Here is a 14,078-nt window from a genome sequence, read left to right on the forward strand (position 1 = left end):
CAGCTCCAGAGCGCGGAGCAGCGCCACCGCGAGCCGATCGCGATCGTCGGCATGGCCTGCCGGTACCCGGGCGGCGTGAGCTCGCCGGAGGACCTGTGGCGGCTGGTGGCCGGGAACGGCGACGCCGTGTCGGACTTCCCCGAGGACCGCGGCTGGGACACCGACTCCCTCTTCGACCCGGACCCCGACCGGCCCGGCAAGAGCGCGACCCGCAAGGGCGGCTTCCTCTACGACGCCGCGGATTTCGATCCGGGCTTCTTCGGGATCTCGCCGCGTGAGGCGCTGGCCATGGACCCGCAGCAGCGGCTGCTGCTGGAGACCTCATGGGAGGCGGTCGAGCGTGCGGGCATCGACGTCACCACGCTGAAGGGCAGCCGTACGGGCGTCTACGCGGGGGTGATGTACCACGACTACGCCGCGGGCCTGCCGTCCGTACCGGACGAGATCGAGGGGTACTACGGCACCGGCACGGCGGCCAGCGTCGTCTCCGGCCGGGTGCCGTACACCTTCGGCTTCACCGGCCCGGCCATCACCGTCGACACCGCGTGCTCCTCGTCGCTCGTCGCACTGCACCTGGCCGTGCAGGCGCTGCGCAGGGATGAATGCTCCCTCGCGCTGGCCGGTGGCGTGACGGTGATGTCCAGCCCGGTCATGTTCGCGGAGTTCAGCCGTCAGGGCGGGCTGTCGGTCGACGGCCGGTGCAAGGCGTTCGGTGCAGGGGCGGACGGCACGGGCTGGTCAGAGGGCGTCGGTGTGCTGGTGCTGGAGCGGCTGTCCGACGCCCGCCGGAACGGTCATCAGGTGCTCGCCGTCATCCGCGGCAGTGCGGTCAACCAGGACGGCGCGAGCAACGGGCTGACGGCGCCGAGCGGTCCCGCGCAGGAGCGCGTCATCCGTCAGGCGCTCGCCGACGCGGGCGTACCGGCCGACGGGGTCGACGCGGTGGAGGCGCACGGCACCGGTACGCAACTGGGTGATCCGATCGAGGCACAGGCGTTGCTGGCCACCTATGGCCAGGACCGGCCCGGCGACCGGCCGTTGTGGCTGGGGTCGCTGAAGTCCAACCTCGGGCACGCGCAGGCCGCGGCGGGTGTGGGCGGTGTGATCAAGATGGTGATGGCGATGCGGCATGGGACGCTGCCGCGCACGTTGCATGCGGAGGAGCCGACGCCGCTGGTGGACTGGTCGGCCGGCGCGGTGGAGTTGCTGAGCGAGGCGCGGTCGTGGCCGGAGGTGGACCGTCCGCGTCGGGCGGGTGTGTCGTCGTTCGGCATCAGCGGCACCAACGCGCACGTCATTCTCGAGAACGCCCCCGATGAGCAGGGCCCGGGCGAGGAGGTCTCACCGGACGCCCCGGTGGCGGTCGGCGGGCCGGTGCCATGGGTCGTGTCGGGCCGTACGGAAGAGGCACTGACCGCGCAGGCCCGGCGGCTGCGGGACCACGTGGCCCGTCAAGAGCCGTTGGACGTAAGGGCGATGGGCCGTGCCCTGGCGACGACCCGCTCGACCTTCGAGCATCGGGCCGTCGTGGTGGGCGAGGACGAGAAGGCCCTGCTCGCCGGTCTGGACGCCCTTGCCGCCGGTGAGAGCGCTGCGGGGCTGGTACACGGAGTGACTGACGGTCCGGTGCGCAGTGCGGTGATGTTCACGGGGCAGGGTAGTCAGCGGGTCGGTATGGGGCGTGAGCTGTATGACGCGTACCCGGTGTTTGCCGAGGCGTTGGATGAGGTCTGTGCGGAGCTGGATCGGCATTTGGAGCGTCCGTTGAAGGGCGTGTTGTTCGGTGTGGATGGGGAGGTGTTGGACCGGACGGAGTTCGCGCAGCCCGCGTTGTTCGCTGTTGAGGTGGCGTTGTTCCGGCTTGTGGTGAGCTGGGGTGTGCGGCCCGACTTTCTGGTGGGGCATTCGATCGGTGAGATCGTGGCGGCGCATGTGGCCGGGGTGTTCTCGTTGGAGGCTGCGTGCGCTTTGGTTGCCGCGCGGGGTCGGCTGATGCAGGCGTTGCCGGCCGGTGGTGTGATGATTGCGGTGCAGGCGTCGGAGGATGAGGTTCTTCCGCTGCTCTCCGATGGTGTGAGCATTGCCGCGGTCAACGGCCCGCAGTCGGTGGTCATCGCAGGCGACGAGGACGCTGCGCTTGAGGTCGTGGCGCGTTTCGAGGGTCGTAAGTCGAAGCGGCTGACGGTCAGTCACGCCTTCCATTCGCCCCATATGGATGCCATGTTGGAGGAGTTCCGTGCGGTGGCGGAGGGGCTTGAGTATCACGCTCCGGGTGTCGCGTTGGTCTCCAATGTGACCGGTGCTCTGGTGGACGCGGATGAGATCTGCTCGGCGGATTACTGGGTGCGGCATGTGCGCCGGCCGGTCCGTTTCTTGGACGGTGTTCGGTCGTTGGAGGCCGAGGGTGTGTCGGTGTTCCTGGAGCTGGGGCCGGACGGTGTGCTCTCGGCGCTCGGTCCGGACTGCCTGGCGGAGGACGGGGAGCGCTCGCCGGTCTTCGTGGCCGGTCTGCGGGGCGGCGGTGTGCCGGAGTCGCGTGCGCTGTTGGAGGCCGTCGCTCAGGTGCACGCGCGTGGGGTCGAGGTCGAGTGGCCGGCGGTGCTGGGCACCGGGCCGGTCGCCCGCGACCTTCCGACGTATGCCTTCCAGCGGGAGCGCTTCTGGCTGGACGTCCCGATGAGCTCCGGCGACGCGGCGGGTCTGGGCCTGGTGGCCGCCGGTCCCCCGTTGCTGGGCGCGGTGGTGTCCTTGCCGGACGACCGGGGTGCGGTGTGGACCGGTCGGCTGTCCCTGGCCGAGCAGCCGTGGCTGGCGGACCACACGGTGTTCGGTTCGGCTGTGCTGCCGGGTGCGGTATTCGTGGAGTTGGCGCTCCAGGCCGGTGAGCGGGTGGGGTGCGGCCGTCTGGAGGAGCTGACGCTTCAGCAGCCTTTGGTGCTGGGCGCGTCCGGTGGGGTGCGGTTGCAGGTCGCTCTGGCGGCGGTGGACGAGACCGGCCGGTGCGCGGTGACGGTGCATTCCTGCCCGGACGCCGACGGCGACATGGGTGCGCTGGGCGGTGAGGTCTGGACGCTGCACGCCACCGGGACCCTGGCGGGCGTCGACGCGCCTGCCGACGGGGGCATGGACACCGGCCTCGGAGTGTGGCCGCCACGGGGCGCGGCGTCGGTCGGGGTGAGCGATCTCTACGACCGGCTGGCCGAGCAGGGGTACGGGTACGGCCCGGTGTTCCAGGGTGTGCGGGCCGCGTGGCGGCGCGGCGACGAGGTCTTCGCCGAGGTCGCGCTGCCGGAGCCGGCGAGCGGTGAGTCGACGGGATTCGGGATCCACCCGGCTCTCCTGGATGCCGTACTCCACATGTCGATCGATCCGTCCGCCGACGAGGTGCGGCTGCCGTTCGTCTGGTCGGGCGTCGAGCTGCCTGGTGTGGGCGGGTCGGTCGTACGGGTGCGTGTGGTGGCGTCGGCCGACGGCGAGGTGTCGGTGCGGGCGGTGGACGAGTCGGGTGCGCCGGTGCTCTCGGTGGACCGGCTCGTGACGCGCCCGGTGGCACGGGAGCAACTGCGCGCCGCGAGCGACGGGTTGCGGGACGCGCTGTTCGAGGTGGAGTGGACTCCGGCCCCGGTCTCGGCGGAAGCACCGTCCGAGTGGGGTGTGTGGGGTGCGCAGGACGCCTCGGAGCTGGTGGTCTGGGCTCATGGCGGTGCCGTGGGGGAGTCCGTCCCGGCGGTCACGGCGAGTGCGTTGGCCGTGGTGCAGGAGTTCCTGGCGGACGAGCGGTTTGTGGATTCGCGGTTGGTGGTGCTGACGCGCGGTGCTGTGGGTGTGGGTCCGGGCGAGGGTGTCGCGGATCTGTCGGCGGCTCCGGTGTGGGGTCTGGTGCGGTCGGTGCAGGTGGAGCATCCGGAGCGGCTGGTGCTGGTGGATGTGGGGCCGGGGCTGTCCGTGGAGGCGGAGGAAGCCGCGCTGCGGACCGCGTTGGGTTCCGGGGAGCCTCAGGTGGCGGTCCGCGGTGACCGCGCGCTGGTGCCGCGCCTGGCGCGGCTCACCGTGCCGCGTGGCGAGGAGCGACAGCCGTCCTTCGGCCCGGACGGAACGGTGTTGGTCACCGGTGGCACGGGTGGTCTGGGCGCGTTGGTGGCCCGGCATCTGGTGTCGGCGTACGGGGTGCGGGATCTGCTGCTGGTGTCGCGCCGTGGTGGTGCTGCCGAGGGTGTGGGCCAACTGGTGGCGGAGTTGGGTGAGTCGGGTGCCCGGGTGCGGGTGGAGGCGTGTGATGTGGGCGACCGTGATGCCCTCGCCGCCCTGCTCGTCTCGATCCCGGGCGACCGTCCGCTCACCGGTGTGGTCCACTGCGCGGGCGTTGTCGACGACGGTGTGATCGAGTCGCTGACTCCCGACCGGATGGCCGGAGTCCTGCGGCCCAAGGCCGAAGCCGCCCTGTACCTGAACGAGTTGACGGCCGAGCTCGATCTGTCGGCGTTCGTCCTGTTCTCGTCCTTCGCCGGAGTGGCGGGGAGCGCGGGGCAGGCGAGTTACGCCGCCGCGAATGCCTTCCTGGACGCCCTGGCGCACGAGCGCCGCGCGCGAGGTCTGTCGGCGGTCTCCGCGGCCTGGGGCTTGTGGGGGGAGGACCGCGGCATGGGCGGCCAGGTGGCCGAGGGCGATCTGGCCCGGATCAAGCGCCTGGGTGCTGTCGCGATGTCGGCCGAGGAGGGACTCGCCCTGTTCGACGCGGTCGTGGCCCACGACCGGGCCCTGTGCGTACCGGCGTTGCTCGATGTGGCCGGGTTGCGGCGGCGGGGCGCGGAGGACGTGTCACCGGTGCTGCGGTCGTTGGCTCGAGGCGGGGCGCGCCGCGCCCGGGCCGAGGGTTCGGGCCGTGGCGCAGGGCTTGCCGCCCGGATCGCGGGTCTGGCCGAGAGCGAGCGCCGACGGGTCGTGCTGGACGTCGTGCGGGGTCACGCGAGCGAGGTCCTGGGCTACGGTCCGGGCCAGTCGGTGGGTGTGGACACGCCGTTCAAGGGGCTGGGCTTCGATTCGCTGACGGCGGTCGAACTGCGCAACCGTCTCAACGCGGCGACCGGCCTGCGGCTTCCGGCCTCCCTCGTCTTCGACCACCCCACCCCCAAGCGGATCGCCGAGTACCTGACGCGGGAGCTCGCGGACCAGGTGGAGGAACGTCCTGTCGTCGTGGCGGCGACGTCGGTCGCGTCCGACGACCCGATCGCGATCGTGGGCATGGCCTGCCGCTATCCGGGAGGCGTGCGCACGCCGGACGACCTGTGGCGGCTGGTCCTCGACGGCAGGGATTCCATAGGCCCGTTCCCCGACGACCGCGGCTGGAACGTGCGGGATCTCTTCGACCCGGACAAGGAGGCCGCGGGGAAGTCGTACGTGGCCGAAGGCGGTTTCCTGTACGACGCCGCGGATTTCGATCCGGGCTTCTTCGGGATCTCGCCGCGTGAGGCGCTGGCCATGGACCCGCAGCAGCGCCTGTTGCTCGAAGCCTCCTGGGAGGCGATCGAGCACGCGGGCATCGACCCGAAGTCGCTCCAGGGCACCGACACCGGCGTGTTCACCGGCGTCATGTACCACGACTACGCGTCTCGGCTGCCGGACATCCCGGAGGGGCTGGAGGGCTTCCTCGGATACGGCTCCGCCGGAAGCGTGGCCTCGGGCCGGCTGTCGTACTCCCTCGGTCTGTCGGGCCCCGCGATGACGCTGGACACGGCGTGTTCGTCGTCGTTGGTGGCGATGCACCTGGCGGCGGACTCGCTGCGGCGCGGCGAGAGCTCGCTCGCCCTGGCCGGCGGTGTGACCGTGATGGCGTCGCCCGGGGCGTTCGTCGAGTTCAGCCGTCAGGGCGGGCTGTCGTCCGACGGCCGGTGCAAGGCGTTCGGTGCAGGGGCGGACGGCACGGGGTGGTCCGAGGGTGCCGGTGTGCTTGTTCTGGAGCGGCTGTCGGACGCCCGCCGGAACGGTCATCAGGTGCTCGCGGTGGTGCGGGGCAGTGCGGTCAACCAGGACGGTGCGAGCAATGGGCTGACGGCTCCGAGCGGTCCCGCGCAGGAACGCGTCATCCGCCAGGCGTTGGCCAACGCCGGGGTGGCAGCGCGGGACATCGATGTGGTGGAGGCCCACGGCACCGGTACGCAACTGGGCGATCCGATCGAGGCACAGGCGTTGCTGGCCACCTATGGCCAGGACCGGCCCGGCGACCGGCCGTTGTGGCTGGGGTCGCTGAAGTCCAACCTCGGGCACACCCAGACGGCTGCCGGTGTGGGCGGTGTGATCAAGATGGTGATGGCGATGCGCCACGGCGTACTGCCGCGCACGCTGCATGCGGAGGAGCCGACGCCGTTGGTGGACTGGTCGGCCGGTGCGGTCGAGCTGTTGAACGAGGCGCGGTTGTGGCCGGAGGCGGACCGTCCGCGCCGGGCGGGTGTGTCGTCGTTCGGCATCAGCGGCACCAACGCGCACATCATCCTCGAACAGGCTCCCCAGGAGCCGGACGCGCACCAGGAGACGGTCGCCGGTGGCGGCCTGGTGCCATGGCTGCTGTCGGGTCGCACGGAGGCGGCCCTGCGCGCCCAGGCACGGCGGCTGCGCGAGCACATCATGGGCCAGGAGTCGCTGGACATGCGGGCGGTGGCCCGTGCGCTCGCGACGACCCGCTCGGCCTTCGAGCACCGGGCCGTGGTCCTCGCCGACCACCCCGACGCCTTCCTCGCCGGCCTCGACGCGCTGAAGCAGGGAGAGGGCGTCTCAGGCTTGGTCAGTGGGGCGGCTGACGGTCCGGTGCGCAGTGCGGTGATGTTCACCGGTCAGGGTAGTCAGCGGGTCGGTATGGGGCGTGAGCTGTATGACGCGTACCCGGTGTTTGCCGAGGCGTTGGATGAGGTCTGTGCGGAGTTGGATCGGCATTTGGAGCGTCCGTTGATGGGCGTGTTGTTCGGTGTGGATGGGGAGGTGTTGGACCGGACGGAGTTCGCGCAGCCCGCGTTGTTCGCTGTTGAGGTGGCGTTGTTCCGGCTTGTGGTGAGCTGGGGTGTGCGGCCCGACTTTCTGGTGGGGCATTCGATCGGTGAGGTCGTGGCGGCGCATGTGGCCGGGGTGTTCTCGTTGGAGGACGCGTGCGCTTTGGTTGTCGCGCGGGGTCGGCTGATGCAGGCGTTGCCGACCGGTGGTGTGATGATCGCGGTGCAGGCGTCGGAGGGCGAGGTTCTTCCGCACCTGACCGAGCGGGTGAGCATCGCCGCGGTCAACGGTCCCCAGTCTGTGGTGATCGCAGGTGACGAGGATGCTGCGCTCGCGGTCGTGGCGCGTTTCGAGGGGCGTAAGTCGAAGCGTCTGACGGTCAGTCATGCTTTCCATTCGCCCCACATGGATGCCATGTTGGAGGAGTTCCGTGCGGTGGCGGAGGGGCTTGAGTATCACGCTCCGGGTGTCGCGTTGGTCTCCAATGTGACCGGTGCTCTGGCGGACGCGGATGAGGTCTGTTCGGCGGATTACTGGGTGAGGCACGTCCGGCAGTCGGTCCGTTTCTTGGACGGGGTGCGGTCGTTGGAGGCCGAGGGTGTGTCGGTGTTCCTGGAGCTGGGGCCGGACGGTGTGCTCTCGGCGCTCGGTCCGGACTGCCTGACAGCGGACGACGACATCTCGCCCCTGTTCGCGACCGGTCTGCGGGGCGCTGATGTGCCGGAGCCGCGTGCGCTGTTGGAGGCCGTCGCTCAGGTGCATACCCGTGGGGCCGAGGTCGAGTGGCCGGCGGTGCTGGGCGCCGGGCCGGTCGCCCGCGACCTGCCGACCTACGCGTTCCAGCGGGAGCGCTTCTGGCTGGACGTCCCGATGAGCTCCGGCGACGCGGCAGGTCTGGGCCTGGTGGCCGCCGGTCACCCGCTGCTGGGTGCGACGGTGTCCCTGCCCGACGGCCGCGGCGCGCTGTGGACCGGTCGGCTGTCCCTGGCCGAGCAGCCGTGGCTGGCCGACCACACGGTGTTCGGCCGGGTCGTCCTTCCGGGCTCCGCGCTCGTCGAACTCGCCCTCCAGGCAGGCGATCACGCGCGGTGCCCCCACCTCGAAGAGCTGACCTACCGCCGGCCGCTGGTCCTGCCCGACGAGGCCGGTGCCGCCGTGTCGATCCAGGTGCTGATATCGGCGGCGGGCGAGGACGGCCGGAGCGTGGTGGAGGTGTTCGCGCGGCCCGGCGACGCGGCGGACGACGCGGACTGGACGCTGCACGCGTCCGGTGCGCTGACGCGCAGCGGGGGCGAGGCGAACACCGAGGACGCCTTCGCGGGCGTACGGCAGGACGCGTGGCCGCCCGCGGGCGCGTCCGCGCTGCCGGTCGAGGAACTGTACGAGCACATGGCGCGGACCGACATCGGCCCCGGCCCGGCGTTCCAGGGGATACGGGCCGCCTGGCGGCGCGGTGAGGAGACGTTCGCCGAGGTGGCGCTGCCGGAGCCGGTGAGCGACGAGGCGGCCGCGTACGGAATCCATCCAGCCCTGTTGGACGCGGTCTCGCGCGTGGCTCTTCCGGGCGGCACGGAGGCCGCTGACGGGGCTCGGTTGCCGTCGGTCTGGTCGGGGGTCGAGCTCTCCGGCGTGGGCGCCTCGGTCGTGCGGGTGCGTGTGGCGCCGTCGGCCGACGGCGATGTGTCCGTACAGGCCGTGGACGCCTCGGGCGCGCCGGTGCTGTCGGTGGCCCGACTCGCGGCCCGTCCGGTGACGCGGGAGGAACTGCGGTCCGCCGGTGGCGCGATGCGCGACGCGCTTTTCGACGTCGACTGGACCGCTGTCCCGGTCCCGGCGGAGCCGCCGTCCCGGTGGGGCGTGTGGGGTTCGGCAGACGACTCCGGGTCCGCCCCCGGTCTGGTGGTGTGGGCCCACAGCGGCGACGCGGCCCAGGACGTGACAACGGTGACGGCCCGGGCACTGCTGACCGTGAACGAGTTCCTGGCGGACGAGCGGTTCGTGGATTCGCGGTTGGTGGTGCTGACGCGCGGTGCTGTGGGTGTGGGTCCGGACGAAGGTGTCGCGGACCTGTCGGCGGCCCCGGTGTGGGGTCTGGTGCGGTCGGCGCAGGTGGAGCATCCGGAGCGGCTGGTGCTGGTGGATGTGGAGCCGGGGCTGTCTGCGGAGGCGGAGGAAGCCGCGCTGCGGACCGCGTTGGGTTCAGGGGAGCCTCAGGTGGCGGTCCGCGGTGGCCGCGCGCTGGTGCCGCGCCTGGCGCGAGTGGCCGCGTTCCCGGAGGGCAAGGCCGAGGCGTCCTTCAGCGACCGGGGGACGGTCCTGGTGACCGGTGGCACGGGTGGTCTGGGCGCTTTGGTGGCCCGGCATCTGGTGTCGGCGTACGGGGTGCGGGATCTGCTGCTGGTGTCGCGCCGTGGTGGTGCTGCCGAGGGCGTGGGCCAACTGGTCGCGGAGTTGGGTGAGTCGGGTGCCCGGGTACGGGTGGAGGCATGTGATGTGGGTGACCGTGATGCCCTCGCCGTCCTGCTCGCCTCGATCCCGGACGACCGCCCGCTCGCGGGTGTGGTCCACTGCGCGGGCGTCGTCGCGGACGGTGTGGTCGAGTCGCTGGACGCGGAGCGGCTGGCCCGTGTGTTCCGCCCCAAGGCGGACGCCGCGCTCCATCTGCACGAGTTGACGGCAGGACTCGACCTCTCGGCGTTCGTCCTGTTCTCCTCGGTGGCCGGGGTGTTCGGAGCGGCCGGCCGGGCGAACTACTCCGCCGCCAACGCCCTCCTGGACGCCCTCGCGCACGAGCGCCGAGCTCAAGGCCTGCCCGCGGTCTCCGCGGCCTGGGGCCTGTGGGAGGAGGACCGCGGCATGGGCGGCCAGGTGACCGAGGCCGACCTGGCCCGGATCAGGCGCGAGGGCGCCGTCGCGATGTCCGCGGAGGAGGGACTCGCCCTGTTCGACGCGGTCCTGGCCCACGACCGGGCCCTGTGCGTACCGGCTCGCCTGGACCTGGCGGCGCTGGGCGGCGCCGACGCTCCGCCACTGCCCGTGCTGCGCCGGCTCGTACGGCCCGCGCGCAGGCGGTCGGACGCGGCCGTCCGGCAGGAGCACTCGCAGGAGAACGCGGCCGAGAGGCTCGCGGGGCGCCTGGCCGGGCTGTCGGACGCCGAGCAGGTGCGTATCCTGCTCGGGCTGATACGCGGTCATGTGGCCACCGTGCTCGGCCACTCCGACCCGGAGGCGGTCTCCCCGGACCGTGGCTTCCTGGAGTCCGGTTTCAGCTCGGTGGCCGTGGTCGAACTGCGCAACCGCCTCAGCCAGGCAACCGGCCTGCGCTTCTCGGCGGCGACGCTGTTCGACCACCCGACCCCCCGGGCCGTGGCGCGGTACGTCCAGGAAAGGCTCGCCGTCACGGCTCCCGCCGATGCGGACTCCGACTCCGGCGCCGCCGTGGAGTTCCGCGCCGCCCTCTCCGCTCTTCCGCTCCACCGCCTCAAGGAAGTCGGCGTCCTGGACGCTCTGTTGAGGCTCACCGGATTCGACAGCGCACTCGGCGGCTCCGGCTCCGATGCCGTCGAGGACGGACAGGCCGCCCTGGAGGGCGCCGAACCGCCCGCCGTGACGCCAGAGTCCATCGACGCCATGGATCTGGAAAGTCTCCTGCACATGGCCACCAACACCGACGCCTGAACAACCCCTCGGGAGTTTGCTGATGGACACCACCGACAAGCGAGTCGTAGAGGCGCTGCGCGCGTCGATCAAGGAAACCGAGCGGCTGAAGCAGCAGCACCAGCAGCTCGTGGAGTCGCTGAACGAACCGATCGCCATCGTCGGCATGGCCTGCCGCCTCCCCGGCGGGATCCTCTCCCCGGAGGACCTGTGGCGGTTCCTCCTCGCCGAAGGAGACGCGATCGGCGCGTTCCCCGACGACCGCGGCTGGGACCTGGACGCGCTCTACGACCCCGAGCAGCTGCGGCAGGGCACCCTGTACGTGAACGAGGGGGGTTTCGTCGAGGGCGCGGCCGAGTTCGACCCCGCCTTCTTCGGCATCTCGCCGCGCGAGGCGCTGGCGATGGACCCGCAGCAGCGGCTGCTGCTGGAGACCGGCTGGGAGTCCTTCGAGCGGGCCGGTATCGACCCGGCCGCGCTGCGGGGCACGGATGTCGGTGTCTTCTCCGGCACCAACATCCAGGACTACTCCTCGCTGCTCCTCAGCTCGCCCGGCGCCCACGAGGGGCACGTCGGGACGGGCAACGCGGCCGCGGTGCTGTCCGGCCGCCTCGCCTACACCTTCGGCTTCGAGGGCCCGGCCGTGACCGTCGACACGGCGTGCTCCTCCTCGCTGGTCACGCTGCACCTGGCCGCGCAGTCCCTGCGGCAGCGGGAGTGCTCGCTGGCGCTGGCGGGCGGGGTGACGGTGATGTCCACGCCGATGGGGTTCGTCGAGTACACCAGCCAGCGGGTGCTGGCCAAGGACGGGCGCTGCAAGTCGTTCGCGGCCTCCGCCGACGGCACCGGTTTCTCGGAGGGCGCCGGCATGCTCCTGCTGGAGCGGCTGTCGGACGCCCGGCGCCACGGCCACCCCGTCCTGGGCCTGGTCCGCGGGTCCGCCGTCAACCAGGACGGTGCCAGCAGCAGCCTGACCGCGCCCAACGGCCGGGCCCAGCAGCGGGTGATCCTGCAGGCGCTGGCCAACGCCCGGGTCCCGTCGGACCAGGTCGACGTGCTGGAGGCGCACGGCACCGGCACCGAACTCGGGGACCCGATCGAGGCGGAGGCACTGCTCGCCACCTACGGCAAGGACCGTACGCCCGAACAGCCGCTGTGGCTGGGGTCGGTGAAGTCCAACATCGGCCACACCCAGGCGGCGGCCGGCCTCGCCGGAGTCATCAAGATGGTCCTGGCCATGCGGCACGGCCTCGTTCCCAGGACGCTGCACGTCGACAGCCCCACGCCGCACGTGGACTGGGAGGCCGGCACGGTGCGGCTGGCCGCCGAGCCCGTCGCGTGGCCCGAGCACGGGCGGCCGCGCCGCGCCGGGGTCTCGTCGTTCGGGATCAGCGGCACCAACGCCCACGTCATCCTCGAACAGGCCCCCCAGGAGCCCGAACCGCGGCCGACGGCGGAGGGGACGGAGCCGGCAGGCCCCCTCCTGTGGACCGTCTCCGGGCGCAGCGACCAGGCACTGCGCGACCAGGCGGCCCGGCTCGCCGCCCACGTGCGCGACAACCCGGAGCTGCCGGCCGCCGACCTGGCCGTGTCCCTCGCGGGCCGTACCGCGTTCGAGCACCGCGCCGTCGTGGTGGGCACGGACCGCACCGACCTCGAAGCAGGGCTCGACGCGCTGGTGGCCGGCGGCGAGGACACCCGCCTGGTCCGGGCGGCGGGCACCGTGTCGGGCAAGACCGTGTTCGTCTTCCCCGGGCAGGGCTCGCACTGGCCGGACATGGCCGGGCGGCTGCTGGAGACATCGCCGGTGTTCCGCGAGCGGATCGAGGAGTGCGACGAAGCGCTCGCCGCGTACGTGGACTGGTCGTTGACGGACGTCCTGCGCCAGGCACCGGGGGCGCCGTCCCTGGCCCGCCTGGACGTGGTGCAGCCCGTGCTGTTCTCCGTCATGGTGGCGCTCGCCGGACTGTGGCGGTCGCAGGGCGTCGAGCCCGATGCCGTCATCGGCCACTCTCAGGGGGAGGTCGCCGCCGCGTACGTCGCGGGCGCGCTGTCGCTGAAGGACGCGGCGCGCATCGTCACCCTGCGCAGCGTCCTGCTGAACCGGCTGACGGGGAAGGGCGCCATGGCGTCGTTCCTGCTGTCCGCCGAGGAGGTGGCGCGGCGCATCGAACCCTACGGCGACAGGCTGGCGATCGCCGCGGTGAACGGCCCCACGTCGGTCGTCGTGTGCGGCGAGCCGGGGGCCGTGGACGAGCTCGTGGCGATGTGCATAGCGGACCGGGTACGGGCGCGGAAGGTGCCCGCCGCGACCGCGGCGGGCCACTCCGCGCAGGTCGAGGCGGTGCGCGAGGAGTTCGTCGACGGGCTGTCGTCGGTCGCGCCGCGCCAGGGCGACGTGCCCTTCTACTCGACGGTCGCCGGTGAAGTGGTCGACACCACCGCGCTGGACGCCGGGTACTGGTACCGGAACCTGCGCGAGCCGGTCCTCCTCGAAGGAGCCGTGCGCAGGCTCCTGGAGGACGAGCACCGCTTCTTCGTCGAGATCAGCCCGCACCCCGTGCTGACCGTGCCGCTCCAGGAGACCTTCGCGCAGGCGGGCGCGCCGGCCACGGCGGTGGGCACGCTGCGCCGGGACGAGGGCGGGGAGGAGCGGTTCCTCACCTCGGTCGCCGAGGCGTACGTGAGGGGGCTCCCGCTCGACCTGGTCCGCATGCCGCAGCTGTCCGGCGCCCGCCGTGCGGACCTGCCGACGTACGCCTTCCAGCGCAGGCGGTTCTGGCCGGACGTGCGGCTCGTCCCGGCGCCGTCACCGATGGTGGCGGCCGCCTCGGACGCCATCGGCACCGGTCCGGACGAGGAGGTGACCGGCACCACCGGACACATGCTGCGGCGCCTGGCCGAGCTGCCTCGGGAGGAGCACGACGCCGTCCTGGTGGACCTGGTGTGCGAGCAGGCCGCCGCCGTGCTCGGTCACGACTCGGCCGAGGAGATGGAGATGGCGCGGCCGTTCCAGGATCTCGGCTTCGACTCGCTCACGGCCGTCGAACTGCGCAACCGGCTCGGCGCCGCGCTCGACCTCGCCCTCCCCGTCAGCCTCGTCTTCGACCACCCCACGCCCCAGGAGCTCGTCGACCACCTGGCGTCGGCTGTGGCGGACGCCCTGCCCGACGTCGCCGCCACCGAGCGCTCCGAGGCGCTGGCCCACCTCGACAAGCTGGAGGCCGCGCTGGCCGGGCTGAGCGCGGGCCCCGAGGAGAACGAGGAAATCAGCAGGCGACTGCAGCGCGTCCTCACCGACTGGACGGAAGCCCGGGCCGCCGCGGAAAGCGCCTTGGGCGCCGTGGGCGACGAATTCCAGGTGGCCACGGACGAGGAGATGTTCGACATCATCGGCAAGAAATTCGGAATTTCGTAGACCGGTCACCGGATCACAGTCC

2 protein-coding genes are annotated in these 14,078 nt (G+C 72.1%); both read left to right on the forward strand.

Annotation, left to right across the window (positions count from 1 at the left end; all coding sequences use genetic code 11):
* Window positions 1-75: 75 nt before the first annotated feature.
* Complete coding sequence (locus tag DXZ73_RS35515; RefSeq protein WP_425315936.1) at window positions 76-10,659, forward strand: SDR family NAD(P)-dependent oxidoreductase; 10,584 nt, start codon at window positions 76-78, stop codon at window positions 10,657-10,659.
* A 19-nt stretch (window positions 10,660-10,678) separates the two neighbouring features.
* On the forward strand, window positions 10,679-14,056 hold the full coding sequence (locus tag DXZ73_RS35520; RefSeq protein WP_425315937.1) for a type I polyketide synthase: 3,378 nt from the start codon (window positions 10,679-10,681) through the stop codon (window positions 14,054-14,056).
* Window positions 14,057-14,078 lie beyond the last annotated feature (22 nt).

It is taken from the genome of Streptoverticillium olivoreticuli subsp. olivoreticuli (genome assembly GCF_003391135.1).
In the GTDB taxonomy this organism is placed as follows: domain Bacteria; phylum Actinomycetota; class Actinomycetes; order Streptomycetales; family Streptomycetaceae; genus Streptomyces; species Streptomyces blastmyceticus.